15 protein-coding genes are annotated in these 12,923 nt (G+C 68.8%); 10 read left to right on the top strand and 5 right to left on the bottom strand.

Going from position 1 to position 12,923, the window contains the following annotated elements; translation table 11 throughout:
* Window positions 1-185 precede the first annotated feature (185 nt).
* From ACZ6DL_RS13750 to ACZ6DL_RS13730, 5 genes are all read left to right on the top strand, one after another.
* Entirely contained in the window at window positions 186-1,073 is an 888-nt protein-coding gene (locus ACZ6DL_RS13750) for a helix-turn-helix domain-containing protein (RefSeq protein WP_466051035.1), read from the top strand.
* Window positions 1,070-1,252 (top strand): DUF397 domain-containing protein, encoded by a 183-nt coding sequence (locus tag ACZ6DL_RS13745; protein ID WP_466051034.1) that lies wholly within the window; start codon window positions 1,070-1,072, stop codon window positions 1,250-1,252. Before ACZ6DL_RS13750 ends, ACZ6DL_RS13745 begins: the two co-directional genes overlap by 4 nt.
* A gap of 72 nt (window positions 1,253-1,324) precedes the next feature.
* Entirely contained in the window at window positions 1,325-1,534 is a 210-nt protein-coding gene (locus ACZ6DL_RS13740; RefSeq protein WP_466051032.1) for a DUF397 domain-containing protein, read from the top strand.
* 384 nt (window positions 1,535-1,918) lie between these two features.
* The gene (locus tag ACZ6DL_RS13735; RefSeq protein ID WP_466051030.1) at window positions 1,919-2,737 is read left to right on the top strand and encodes an alpha/beta fold hydrolase; all 819 of its coding nucleotides are present in this window, start codon (window positions 1,919-1,921) and stop codon (window positions 2,735-2,737) included.
* A gap of 410 nt (window positions 2,738-3,147) precedes the next feature.
* Window positions 3,148-3,348, top strand: coding sequence for a hypothetical protein (locus tag ACZ6DL_RS13730; protein ID WP_466051028.1), 201 nt, complete (start codon window positions 3,148-3,150; stop codon window positions 3,346-3,348).
* Between the two features lie 271 nt (window positions 3,349-3,619).
* On the opposite strand, the gene ACZ6DL_RS13725 is transcribed toward ACZ6DL_RS13730, so the two are convergent.
* The 5 genes from ACZ6DL_RS13725 to ACZ6DL_RS13705 form a co-directional block, all read right to left on the bottom strand.
* Window positions 3,620-4,084, bottom strand: coding sequence for a YbhB/YbcL family Raf kinase inhibitor-like protein (locus ACZ6DL_RS13725; protein WP_466051026.1), 465 nt, complete (start codon window positions 4,082-4,084; stop codon window positions 3,620-3,622).
* Between the two features lie 491 nt (window positions 4,085-4,575).
* Window positions 4,576-5,664: an NAD(P)H-dependent flavin oxidoreductase gene (locus ACZ6DL_RS13720; protein ID WP_466051024.1), complete on the bottom strand. Its 1,089-nt coding sequence runs from the start codon at window positions 5,662-5,664 to the stop codon at window positions 4,576-4,578.
* The gene (locus ACZ6DL_RS13715; RefSeq protein WP_466051022.1) at window positions 5,661-6,419 is read right to left on the bottom strand and encodes a CoA-transferase subunit beta; all 759 of its coding nucleotides are present in this window, start codon (window positions 6,417-6,419) and stop codon (window positions 5,661-5,663) included. The genes ACZ6DL_RS13720 and ACZ6DL_RS13715 overlap by 4 nt, the downstream gene beginning before the upstream one ends.
* Entirely contained in the window at window positions 6,419-7,294 is an 876-nt protein-coding gene (locus tag ACZ6DL_RS13710; protein ID WP_466051020.1) for a CoA transferase subunit A, read from the bottom strand. Before ACZ6DL_RS13710 ends, ACZ6DL_RS13715 begins: the two co-directional genes overlap by 1 nt.
* Window positions 7,295-7,306: 12 nt before the next feature.
* The gene (locus ACZ6DL_RS13705; RefSeq protein ID WP_039794869.1) at window positions 7,307-8,071 is read right to left on the bottom strand and encodes an enoyl-CoA hydratase family protein; all 765 of its coding nucleotides are present in this window, start codon (window positions 8,069-8,071) and stop codon (window positions 7,307-7,309) included.
* 62 nt (window positions 8,072-8,133) lie between these two features.
* Here ACZ6DL_RS13705 and ACZ6DL_RS13700 point away from each other — a divergent pair, with 62 nt between their 5' ends.
* The 5 genes from ACZ6DL_RS13700 (at window position 8,134) to ACZ6DL_RS13680 (ending at window position 12,676) form a co-directional block, all read left to right on the top strand.
* Window positions 8,134-8,916, top strand: a complete 783-nt coding sequence (locus ACZ6DL_RS13700) for an SDR family oxidoreductase (RefSeq protein WP_466051018.1) — start codon at window positions 8,134-8,136, stop codon at window positions 8,914-8,916.
* A 158-nt stretch (window positions 8,917-9,074) separates the two neighbouring features.
* Window positions 9,075-9,986 (top strand): SDR family oxidoreductase, encoded by a 912-nt coding sequence (locus ACZ6DL_RS13695; protein ID WP_466051016.1) that lies wholly within the window; start codon window positions 9,075-9,077, stop codon window positions 9,984-9,986.
* Between the two features lie 133 nt (window positions 9,987-10,119).
* Window positions 10,120-11,142, top strand: a complete 1,023-nt coding sequence (locus ACZ6DL_RS13690) for a hypothetical protein (protein ID WP_466051014.1) — start codon at window positions 10,120-10,122, stop codon at window positions 11,140-11,142.
* Between the two features lie 11 nt (window positions 11,143-11,153).
* A complete protein-coding gene (locus tag ACZ6DL_RS13685) occupies window positions 11,154-11,669 on the top strand; it encodes an ImmA/IrrE family metallo-endopeptidase (RefSeq protein WP_466051012.1) in 516 nt (171 codons plus the stop codon).
* Entirely contained in the window at window positions 11,666-12,676 is a 1,011-nt protein-coding gene (locus ACZ6DL_RS13680) for a hypothetical protein (RefSeq protein ID WP_466051010.1), read from the top strand. The genes ACZ6DL_RS13685 and ACZ6DL_RS13680 overlap by 4 nt, the downstream gene beginning before the upstream one ends.
* Window positions 12,677-12,923 lie beyond the last annotated feature (247 nt).

Raw genomic sequence — 12,923 nt, 5'->3', positions numbered from 1 at the left:
TGGGGGCGTGGTGGGAAATCGGGGTGGCCCCCTCCTGGGCGCGAAGTCAGCAAAACACCTTTGACCTGCGCGGAGTTCGAAGTCTGGGTTTCCCAGCCGAACTCGGCCGAAGGTCCAGAGCAAATCCCGTGCCGGGTCGTAGTCGTCACCCGGTACGGGTCGAATTCGCACTAGAGAGGGGACCCATGGACGAGCGCAGCACCGGCTCGACTCTGCCGAGGCGTCAGCTCGGGTATTACCTGCGTGATGCCCGGACAGCGCTGAACTTGTCGTTGGAAAGGCTTGCAGAGCTGACGGATTTGAGTTCGTCGGTATTGCAACGACTGGAGAAGGGGGCGGCAACTCGGTTGAAGGTGCGTGATATCGAGGCGCTTTGTGATGTGCTGGGGATGTCCCGTGAGGTGACGGCTGCCATGGTCGGGCTACACCAGCAAGGCGCTGCGAAGAGTTGGTGGCACGAGTACGGGACGGTGATACCTGCGGATTTCGACGTGTACGTCGGGTTGGAGACGGCGGCACGGAAGCTGACCGTGTACCAGCCGTCGCTGGTGCACGGCCTACTTCAGACTGTCGACTACGCGCGCGCCCTCATCCGGGCGGCCAACCCTACCGAAACCAGGCACGACCACGACCGGCGTGTCGAACTCCGGATGAAACGCCAGGCCATCGTCACCAGAAAGCATCGGCCCATCACACTGGACATGGTGTTTCATGAGTCGGTTCTGCGCAGCACCGTCGGCGGAGCCGATGTCATGACGCCGCAACTTCGGCACTTGGCCGAGGTGGGGAAGCTGCCGAACGTGACGATCCGTGTTCTGCCCTGCTCGGCTGGCGCGCCGGTGGGTGATCCGGTGGGGCAGTTCGCCATCATGGATTTCGATGAGGACGCCAAGGGCGTCAACGTGTCCCCGCCGGTCATCTACCTCGAAACCTTCACTGGCTGCATGTATTTGGAAAAACCAGATGATGTTCAACGGTACAATCGAGTGCATGACAGTCTCCGGCGGGCAGCGCTGGACGAGACAGACAGCAGGAGCCTGCTCCGGCTGATAGCGAAGGAGTTTTCAGCATGACTGTCGACCTATCGGGGGCGAACTGGTTCAAGAGCAGCCACAGCGGCACCCATTCCGACTGCGTTGAAATCGCGTTCTTGGATGGTGGCCGGGTCGGCGTGCGAGACTCCAAAAATCCGGACGGTCCTGCGCTCGTGTTCGAAGCTCGCACGTGGGACGGGTTCACCGAGACTCGATAGCTGATGAGATTCGGCGGCGGTAGTCGCCGCCTTCTTGCCAGTGACCTGAACAAAGGGGGGTAAGTCGGTGTGATGGCCAAATCGGTGAGGCTGCGGTGGTTCAAGAGCAGCCGCAGTGCGACTCAGGCTGATTGCGTCGAAGTCGCTTTCCTCGCATGCGGCGATGTTTGCGTCCGGGACTCCAAGAAACCGGACGGCTCCGTGCTTGTCTTCGCCCCTCGCCAGTGGGACGTCTTCATTGCGGGAGTACGAGCTACAGAGTTCACTCGAACGCAAGCTTGAACAGACCCGCTCGGGGGGTCTTCGATCAACGATGCCCTGGAACTCGACGGTTCCGGGGCATTGGCTTCTGTCATTAGGTGGGTCGAAGAATCCGGCTCACGGCACGGCGGTTTCATAACTTTGTCCGTTGGTGACGGACGTAGATCTCGTCCTCCGCGGAGGTGGTTGATCCGCCATCCCCGGCTGTTCTCTTGGCCGATCGCAGCGAAGGTACATGTTTGGACTGGAGTCCTGGTGGCGGTGCCATAGATCTTCGCGCATGTGCAGTGCGTTCCGACGCCCGCCTGTGCCCCTTCTATGCGCTGCGACCAGGACGTCATCGTGTCAGTGGTCGTGTCAGGTCAGTATCAGTCCGATGTCAGCCGGTCCGGCGACAGTATTCACATGAACAGCGCAGCCAAAATCAGCAGCACAGCGAACGACTCGACCTGGACCGGCATGGTGCCGGTGGACGACACAGCCCTTGCCGTGACCGACACCGGCGGCCCCGGCCGTCCCATCGTCTACCTGAACGGCGCCTACGCCAGTCAGCGGCCATGGCGGCCCGTGATCGCCGAACTCGGCAGCGGCTACCGGCACATCACCTTCGACGAGCGGGCTCGCGGCAAGTCGAAGCGGTCGGCGGATTACTCCTTCGAGGCGTCCCTGCGGGATGTCGATGCCGTGCTCGCGGCGCGGGGCGTGGACCGGCCGCTGCTCGTGGGCTGGTCCTACGGCGGGATACTCGCGTGGCACTGGGCCGACCGGAACCCGGATCGCGTCCTGGGTGTGGTGACCGTGGACTCCGCGCCATACGGCTTGACCGGCGAGGAGGGCCGGGAGCGGATCCGGAAGCTTTTCCACAAGATGCGGTTCGTGCTGCCGCTGGCGCGCCCGTTCGGCTTGGCCGCGCGGATGACGGCGGCCCAGCACGCCGAGGTCGGCATCGATGCCAACGAAGTCGCCACCGCCAGCGTGCCGGTTCTCGAGCGCCTGACCTGCCCGGTGCGTTTCGTCCTGGCGACGGGCAACAGCCTCGGGAGCGAGGACGGGGAGATGGAGCGGGTGCGGGCCTCGCTCGATCCGGTGCTCGCGCACAACCCGAACGTGAAGGTGAGCGCGAAGGTCGCGAGCAACCACTCGCACATCCTGCGCAAGGATTTCCGAGCCGTCGCCCAAGCCGTGCGCGAGACCGCGGCCGCCGATGCTCAGCAGGTCCATTGAGCGTGGCCCGACCTGTTCACCGGAGGCCGCTCCATCGACACGGTGACCTGTTCGAGGCACGGGGTGATTTCGACGAAACCGAAACCTGGTACCACCCCGCCCTCGACACCGACCGTGCACACATCCCACGCAGATTCGACCCCTTGCTCGAGAAACGCGAGGACCTCGATGACGCCGAATTCGAAGTTCTACGTATCCGAAAATGTTTCGTCACACGCCGACTCATCGAGGAATGGAAAAACCGCGCACGCGAAACCTTCGGCCTGTGAACGTCACCCGGATCTGGTGCTCCGGTTCACAGCGCACACATAGACACGGCCCAGCGCGCACACAAGTTTCTCTTCGAGGATTCTCTCGCCGGTCCGGAAGCCGCGTGTCCGGACCGGCATCCACCGAAGAGAGGATACGAATTGAGCATCAAGTCGACGCTGGCCAAGACCGTTGTCGCCGCCGGCGTTGTGGTCGGCCTGGTCGGTATCGGCGGCGGTATGGCGAGCGCCGATCCGGCGCCGGATCAGCGGCCGCCCGCTCCCGCGCAACCGCAGGATCCGCATTGTCCCCCGCCGGGGCAGCCGCAGGGCCCCGACCAGCCGCCCTGCCCGCCGCGGTAGCGGACGGATTCATCACGACGTTCGACCGACGGGAGAGTTGCGCATGTTCCATTGGTTGCCGCCCACGGGCAGTTATTTGCCTCCGACGGGCAGCTGGCTGCCCCTGCTGATGTCCATCTGGCCACCGTGTCCGATCTGACCTACGGCGATAATGGCCCGAAGGCCGCCGAATCCGAGCTACATAGCAGCGCCCGGCGCGGTCTGCTTCGAAAGCGCTCCGGGTCAGGTGTTATCGACGGCCAGTGGGTGTCGGAACCGGGGTCGTGGGCTGCTACCTGTCGACGGTGTAGGTACCGATGAGCTGTCCGTCTCCCAGGCTGGCATCGACGATGGCGGATCTGGCGTCGGCCGGTGAGGTCCGGGAATCCACCCGTACGGGGTGGGAGAGGGCGTACACGATGAAGCGGTAGTGGTGGGTGCCGGTTCCCGCGGGTGGGCACGGGCCGAAGTATTCGGCTCGGTCGGCGCTGTTCAGGCTGACCACCCCGCCCGCGGGCGTCTGCCCCTCCTCCGTGGACGTGGTGGCCGGTGGGATATTGCTGACCACCCAGTGGGTGAACAGGCCGCTGGGTGCGTCGGGATCATCCACGATGAGGGCGAGACCGGCGGCCTGCGGGGGAGCTGTCCAGGCCAGCGGGGGCGACTCGTTTCTGCCCTCGCAGGTGTAGACCGCCGGGATCGGATCGCCGTGGTTGAAAGCGGTACTACGCACCGAGATCTCGGTCGTCGCGGGCATCGCGGCCTCCGCTCGGGTCGAGGATGGGAGTCGAGTCCTGCGATTCGCCTGTCCCGGTCCGTGCGGACGAGTCCGGCGCGCGACGGCGGCGGATACCAGGCGAACCCGGTATGTCGTTATCAGACCAGCGTAGGCCGACGACATGAAGTCGACCAGGCGCGGCCGCTGACACGCCGCTATCGGGGGACGGGATGCGCGGTATCCATGGTCGCCGGTTCGGTGTACCTGCACGCGAGGGCACTATCGTTCCGATGCCGCTGCCCGGGCACGGACGAGCACGCCACTCCACCTGCCTGGACTCGGTGGCCCGCGCGCCCGGCCGAGCGCCGCCGGGCGATCTGCGGCGGCGGCCGCCAGGCCCCCGATCAAGCGCACGACGACGTCACCGCGATCCGTTCGCGGTCGCGACGCGCGAACCAACGGGGTCGGTGGCTGCCTCGCCGATCCCGCCGGGCTCCCGCGCGACTGAGGGTGACGGTGGGCGTCGCCGATCAGTCGGACTTGGCGGCCGACTTCTGCCCGGCGAGCGCCGAGATCGTCTCGATCCGCCCCACCGCGTCGGTGACGATCCTGTCGACCAACTCCTTGCACGTAGGCAGGTCGTCGATGATCCCGGTGACCTGACCTGCGGCGAGCACGCCCGCCTGGGTGTTGCCCTCGACCAATCCGGCGCGCAACAGCATCGGCGTGTTCGCGGCCATCACGACCTGGGACCAGCTGAGGTCCTTGGTCTTTCGCATGGCCAGGCCGTCGCGAATCATGGTCGACCACTTCATGCCGGTCATGCTCTTGAACCGGGCCGCGTTGCCCACGGCGGCGGTGAGCCCGCGCCAGCGGCCCGAATGCTCCAGGCGCTGCACCAATTCGGTGTTCAACACGCGGTGCGGCATGCCGTCGACCTTGAGTGACACCACCGTGTCCTGGAGCTGTCGCCGCAGGTACTCCTGCTTGACCGCGTCGGGAACGGTGCTCTCCTGGGTGAGCAGGAACCGGGTGCCCATCGCGATACCCGCCGCGCCGTAGGCCAGGGCGGCGGCCAGGCCGCGCCCGTCGAAGAACCCGCCCGCCGCGACAACGGGGATGTCCACCGCGTCCAGCACGGAGGGCAGCAGCAGGGTGGTGGCGACCGGGCCGGTGTGCCCGCCGCCCTCGCCGCCCTGCACGATCACCGCGTCCGCGCCCCAGGACGCCACTTTGACCGCGTGCTTGGCCGCGCCGATGGACGGGATGACCACTACGCCCGCGTCTTTCAACTTCGCGATCAGATCCTGCTTGGGCGCGAGCGCGAACGACGCGACCGCGACCTTCTCCCGGATCAGCAGATCGATCCGCTCGGGCGCGTCCGCCGCGTCGGCGCGGATGTTCACGCCGAACGGCTTCGCGGTGTGCGATTTGGTCTTCGCGATGGCCGCCTCGAGCTCGGCGAAGGTCATCGTGGCGGAGGCGAGGATGCCGAGCCCGCCCGCTTCGGCGGTGGCCGACACCAGGCTCGGGCCCGCGACCCAGCCCATGCCGGTCTGCACGATCGGGTATTCGATGCCGACCAGATCGGTCAGCGCGGTGCGCAGGCGCGGGCTCATGACGGGACCTCGGTTTCGCGAATCTTCCTGGGGTCGAGCACCTCCCGGATCAGCCGCAGCTCCTCGGGGCTGGGCTGCCGGGTCTCGCCCGCCTCGGCGAGACCGGCGATCTCGAACGAGGTGTTCTCGGCGACCTCGTCGGCGGTGACGCCGGGATGCAGGCTGCGGGCGCGCATGGTGTGGCCGGGGCCCTCGAAATCGAAGACGCCCAGATTGGTCACCACGCGGTGCAGGTGGTGGAAGCGGTAGGCCGGGTTCGCGGCGTCGACCTTGTCGTAGCCCACACCGGAGACGATGTCGACACTGTCTGTGAAGACGCGATTCGTGTGCCGCGCGACCCAGTAGCTGGTGGCGTGGTTGATCGTGTTGCCCGGCGCGCCGCGCACGCCGAACATCTGCCGGGTCGGCCGCTGGAGCGAGCCGAACGCGGAGAGGTTCTGGTTGCCGAACCGGTCGATCTGGTTGGCGCCCATCACCACGTGCCGCCGGCCGGAGGCGACCACGTCGAAGACCCTCCGGAACGGAATCCAGCCTTCGATCGGTGCCTTTCCGCCCAGCGGGGGTGTGTCGGCGAACAGCAGCGCCTCGCCGTCGGACAGCAGCAGATCCGGTTCGGTGGTGAGTTTGGCCAGGCGCGCGCCGATGATCGACATCGGTGACATCGGGCTGGCCATGATCTCCCCGGCGCCGCTGAAGATCTCGGCGCAGGCGACGGCGCAGATCTCGGCGCGGGTGACGGTTTCGGTGCTGGTCATCACGCCTCCTCGGCGAATCGGCGGACGGCGGCCTGGTACTGCTCCTCGGAGCCGGCCAGGTAGGTGTCGACGAACCGCTGCCACGCCTCCGGCGTCTTCGCGGATTCGACGTAGTGTTTCTGGAACTTCTCGTCCCGGCCGTAGTCGTCCCCGGCCAGGGTGAAGTGCGCGCCACCCGGCGCCTCGACCACGCCGTCCACCATCATGCGGTTGAGCAGCAGCGCTTGCAGCGGAACGGTTTTCACCAGCTCCTCGGTCTCCACCACGCGCTCGACCGAGACGTAGCGGCGCTGCGCGGCCAGGCAGAACAGGTCGTCGAAGTACGGGTCGACGCCGGTGTAAGCGACGTTGCCGTGCGCGTCGCCGAGGTTCAGGTGCACCAGCGCGGCATCGAGATTCAGCGCGGGCATGGCGATCAGAGTCTCGGGCGCGCCGTCGACGGGGTAGGGCGATTCGACCGTCTTCAGCTCGCCCTCCCAGAAGTTCGGCACATCGGAGCCCAGCCCGGCGCGGATCGGCAGGAACGGCAGTCGCGCCGCGGCCGCCTCCAGCCCGCACTTGAGCATGCCCTCGTCCATCTCGCGGGCGGTCAACGCGCCGGAGGTGCGCGCCTTGGCGAACCACGGGTCGTAGAACGGCGGCGAATCCAGCGACACGAAGCCGTAGTACGCCTTGCGAACCTTCCCCGCCGAGCACAACAGCCCCAGGTCGGGCCCGCCATAGCCGACCACGGTCAGATCCGTGATGTCCGAACGCAGGATGGCTCGCACCAGCGCCATCGGCTTGCGCCGTGACCCCCAGCCGCCGATGCCGATGGTCATCCCGCTGCGCAGTTCGCCGACGACCTCGTCGAGCGACATCCGCTTGTCTCGCATGGAAATTCCTCTCTACTGCCCGCTCTTGCGCGCCGCGAGATCGTCGTCGAACCGGGCGCGGATCTCGTCGGCGACGCCGGCGAGGTTGAGTTCGAAGGTGAATCCCTGCTCGTACCGGTAACTGCGGTGCACGTCCTGCACGTCGATACCGTTCAGAGCCCGCTTGGCCGCCCGGATCACCCGGCCGTCCTTGGCCGCGATGTTCTTGGCCAGCTCCAAGGCGGCGGCGTCGAGTTCGGCGCGCGGCACCACCTGGTAGACCGAGCCGTAGTGGTGCAACTGCTGCGCGGTGATGGTGCTCGCGGTGTAGAAAAGCGCCCGCATCAGGTGCTGGGGTACCAGCCGTGCGAGGTGGGTCGCAGCGCCGAGGGCGCCGCGGTCGACCTCGGGCAACCCGAAGGTGGCGTCGTCGGAGGCGATCACCACATCCGCGTTGCCCACCAGTCCGATGCCGCCGCCGAGGCAGAAGCCCTGGACCACCGCGATCACCGGCACCTGGCACTCGTACACCGCGGCGAACGCCTCGAAGCAGCCGTGATTGGCGTCGATCAGCGCCTGGTGGCCCGGCTTGCTCTGGATCTCTTTGATGTCCACGCCCGCGTTGAACCCACGGTTCTCCGCGCGCAGCACCACCACCTTGGTGTCCGGATCCCGGCCCGCCGCGCGCACTTCGTCGGCGATGGCGAACCAGCCGTCGGTAGGGATGGCGTTGACCGGCGGATAGTCCACCGTGACCACGCTGATGCCGGTCGATTCGGAGTGGCGGTTGATCCCCATGGCACTTCCCGTCGTGTGTGAACGCATTGGCAAAGCAAGCAGTTGCTTGGTAGGTTAGCACGGTGGCACTCGAAATCGATCTGGCCGAGCGCGTCGTTCTGGTGACCGGCGGCGTGCGCGGCGTCGGCGCGGGCGTGAGCAAGGCGTTCCTGACCGCGGGCGCGACCGTCGTGGCGTGCGCGCGGCGACCGGCGGACGCGCCCGTCGAAGTCGATGGGCGCGCGATCGAGTACCTGCCTTGCGATGTGCGGGACGCGGACGCGGTGCGCGCGCTGGTCGAGGGGATCGTCGAGCGCCACGGCCGCCTCGACCATCTGGTCAACAACGCCGGTGGCGCTCCCTTCGCGCTCGCGGCCGACGCGAGCAAGAACTTCCACACCAAGATCGTCGAGCTGAACCTGCTCGCTCCGCTGCTGATGGCGCAGGCCGCCAACGCGGTGATGCAGCGGCAGGACGAGGGCGGCTCGATCGTGAACGTGTCGAGCGTCAGCGGGCACCGTCCGTCGCCGGGCACCGCGGCCTACGGCGCGGCCAAGGCGGGCATGGACAGCCTCACCGGTTCGCTCGCCGTCGAGTGGGCTCCGAAAGTGCGGGTGAACTCGCTGGTGGTGGGCCCGGTGCACACCGAACTGAGTCAGCTGCATTACGGCGATCAGGACGGCGTCGACGCGGTGGGCCGAACCATCCCGCTGGGCCGCATGGCCCGCCCCGACGACGTCGGCCGCTGCGCGGTGTTCCTGGCCTCGCCGCTGGCCGCCTACGTCAGCGGCGCGACTCTGCTGGTGCACGGCGGGGGTGAGCGGCCCGCCTTCCTCGCCGCCTCCACCGCCGACCAGCAGTCCTGAACACACCGGAGGGGGAGCAGTGCGGGCGCGGCAGCGGAGCGTGACCGTGGCAGGCCTCGCTCATATCGGAAAGGGAGACCGGGCATGAACGTCACGCCCGGTGGCGGCAGCGGAGCGTGACCACCAAAGGCCCCGCTCACATCGGAAAGGGACAAAGTATGGACACCGAGCAGATCTGCGCGGGGCGCGTCGTCATCGTCACCGGCGCGGGCCGGGGCATCGGCCGGGCGCACGCTCTCGCCTTCGCCGCGGCGGGCGCCCGCGTGGTGGTCAACGACATCGGTTCGACGCTGGACGGCGCGGCCACCGCGGAAACGCCCGCCGCTCAGGTGGTCGCGGAGATCGAGGCGCTCGGCGGCCAGGCCGTGGCCAACGGAGACGACGTCGCCGACTGGGAAGGCGCCCGCAATCTCGTCCGCGAGGCCGTCGACACCTTCGGCAGGCTGGACGTGCTGGTCAACAACGCCGGTTTCGTGCGCGACCGGATGTTGGTCAACCTGAGCGAGGACGAGTGGGACGCGGTGGTCCGCGTGCACTTGAAGGGGCATTTCGCCACCATGCGGCACGCGATCGAGTACTGGCGCGCGGAGGCCAAGGCGGGCCGTCCGGTCGAGGGCCGGATCATCAACACCAGCTCCGGAGCGGGTCTGCAAGGCAGCGTGGGGCAGAGCAATTACGGCGCCGCCAAGGCGGGCATCGCGGGCCTGACGCTGACCGCTGCGGCCGAATTCGCGCGCTATGGCGTGACGGTGAACGCGATCGCCCCGTCCGCGCGCACCAGGATGACCGAGACGGTGTTCGCGGACATGATGGCCAGACCGGAGGACGGCTTCGACGCGATGGCGCCGGAGAACGTGTCTCCGCTGGTGGTGTGGCTGGGCAGCACCCGGTCGTCGGCGGTGACGGGACGGGTGTTCGAGGTCGAGGGCGGCAAGGTGGCGCTGGCCGACGGCTGGCGGCACGGGGTGGCCGTGGACCGCGGCGCGCGCTGGGATCCGGCCGAACTCGGCCCCGTCGTGGCCGATCTGATCGCCAAGGCGACTCCGCCGGAGCCGGTGTACGGGGCCTGATCGGCTTCGCCCTTCCGAGGCACGTTCGCGGAACGGGGTCTAATATGGGCACCCATTCGTTCGGAAAGTCCCGTGTGAGAGTGGCGACCGGGCACAGAACTGCGCTTCGACTGATGAGGGGAAGGCTCGGCGCATGGCAGGAGGTCGCGCATTCCGTGCGCTGGCAGCAGCCTGCGCCGTGACGGGTTGCGCGCTGCTCGGCAGCCCGGCCGTCGCCGCCGCGCAACCTTTTTGCCCCTCGTGCGTCGCGGACCCCGCCCCGCCGCCTTATGACAGCGGTGAGCCCTGGTACGCGCTGGCCGTGCCCGGACAGGAGGCGCAGATCAGCGCGGCTCCCGCCCAGCCGACCGCCGGAACCGGTTCGGCCACAGCGGGTTCGGCGGCGGCCGGATCCGCCGCCGGTTCCGCCGGGTTGGGTGTGGTGCTGGGTTCCGGCTCGGCCGGTCTCGGGGTAGTGCTCGGCACCGGGTCGGCGGCTCTCGGTTCCGCTGCGGTTGGTTCCGGCTCCGCGATCCTCGGTACCGGTTCGGCCGCACTGGCGACGGGCTCCGCCGCACTGGGTGCCGGTTCCGTCGTGCTGGGCGGTACGGGTTCCGCCGCGCTGGGTGCGGGTTCCGCCGTCCTCGGCGGCACCGGTTCCGCCGCGGTCGGCTCGGCAGGCCTCGGATCCGCAGGTGTCGGTTCCGCCGCGACCGGTTCGGCCGCAACGGGTTCCGCCGCGCTGGGTTCGGCTGCCGTCGGATCCGCGAGTCCCCTACTGCTGCTGTTGATTCCGCTCCCGCAGGGGACCGCTCCGCCCGCCCCCGCGCTGCCGCCGGTGACCGTTCCTCCGGCGCCCGCCCCGGTGACACCGGGGACCTCGCCGATTCCGATCGGCGCGTCGACGCTTCCGCCGCTCGCCGCGCGGGCACCCGATCTCGCCGCCCCGGCACCCGATGTCGCCGCGCCGCCGCAGGCGCAGCAGCCCGCGACCCCGGCGGTCCTCCCGATCGGCTCCACCGACGCCCTTCCCGCGACGAAACTGCTGCCGGTGATCGGCGGCCTGATCGCGCTCGGCCTCGCGGGAGCGGGATCCGGCGTGATCAGCTTCCAGAGCGCGGCGGCCGCGCAAGCCAGGATCGACGCCGCCCGCGCCCAGTTCTTCCCGAGGCCGTGAGGGGGCAGCCGATGAGCGTGAGCCGCATACGCGGTGACCTGCGGTCCTACCGCCGAGTCGCCGCCGCCGTCGACGCGGTGTGCGCGGTGGCGGCCGACTTCGACGCGACCACCCTCGACGAAGTCGTGCACGCGATCGCGGGCGAGCGGCGCCGTGAGATCGAGATCGCCAGTGCGCGATTGGGTCCCGGCGTCTGCGGGCAGCGCCGTCGCTATCCCGACCGCGACGTGATCGTGCTCTCCGAGACGCTGCCGAGCCGCGAGCACACCCTCGCGCACGAACTGGGTCACATCGTCTTCGACCACGAAGGCGCGCCCGCCCCGGAAGTGACGCTCGAGGCGAGCGACGACCTGATCGCCTACATGCTCAGCCGGCGCGCGCATCAGCGGATCGTCGACGACGGCGCCGACGAGCTCGCCGAATGGGAGGCCGAGACGTTCGCCGCCATGCTGATGACCCGATTGCGCGTGTTCAACAGCCGGGGCGCGGGCGTCTCGGTGCTCCGATTCGACGAGGCGCTCGGATGATCCTGTGGTCGACGGCTCTGCTGGTCTGGATGGCCGCCGGCGCTCGGGTTGGTCGCGTCCTGGTCAAGCCCGCGACCACGGCCCGGGTGGCCATCGTCGTCGCGGTCGCCGCCGTCGCGCTCGCCGCGACCGTCGCGGTGCCCGAGATCGCCGTCGCGCTGGACAATCTCGCCCCGGGCGGTGTGCCCGCGGGCCGGCTGTCGGACGGCGTCGTCACCGCGAGCTGGATCGCCTTCACCACGGCCACCTCGGTGGTCGCCTCGGCCGCCTGGCCGGTGGTGTCACGGCGCAACCTGCGGCTGGTCGCCCTGGTCGTCTACGGCGTCGGCCTTTGCGCGGCGATGGTCACGCTGACCTGGTCGTACACCTTCGGGTGGTCGGCGGTGGCCGCGGGGAGCGTGTTCGTCGTCGTCACCGGCCTGCGCACTCTGGACTGGACCGCGCTGGGGCGCGGTATCGCGTTCTACACGGCGGGCACGGCGGTGGTCGGGCTGCTCGCGGCAGGTCGGGTCCGGCGCGCGTTCCAGCACGCGCTCCCGGCCGCGCCCGGTACTCCCTCGTGGGCATGGCCGCTCTGGGGGCTCGCGAGCCTGCTCATCGCACTCGGCGCGGTGTGGATCGTGGTGGAACTCTGGGTGCGCGCGCGGGTGCTGCTGCGCCGGATCCGCTCGCTGCACCGGACCATGGTCGGACGCTTCCCCGAGGTGGTCGCCCACGAACAGAGCGGATTCTCCACGCAGCTCAAAGCTTCCGACCAGGTGGCGCAGATCATCGACGCGCTGTATCTACAGTCCGGCGGCGGTCTCGTGCTGGCGGAACTGGCGTCGCCGCCTGCCTCGGTGGCAGACCGGGCCGCCCAGGTGGCGCGGTGGGCGCACGACCCGGTGGGGGAGACCCTTGTAGACGCACGGTGGATTGCTCCGCCCGAAGGCATTAGTCCCCGTGGCTGGGTCCAGGCCGTAGCACGGGCCTATAGGGCGAGCGCATCCGCACCCGCGCGAAATTGATCAACTTCGCGCGAATCCGATCAATCTGACGCAAATGTGTGCGACCGATCGGACTATTCGGACAGACCGGTTGGATCGGGAATCTCCTTCAGGGCGAAGCGCGGCCGACGAACCACCCCCGAATGTACTTATCCGACGCCCGATCCGGACCGCAGCACTAACCGGCGCGGGGGGGGGGGGGGGGGGGTGGGGGGGGGGGGGGGGGGGGGGGGGGGGGGGGGGGGGGGGGGGGGGGGGGGGGGGACGT

The organism is Nocardia sp. NPDC041819 (assembly GCF_055590505.1).
This window is presented reverse-complemented; position numbering and strand designations above follow the sequence as displayed.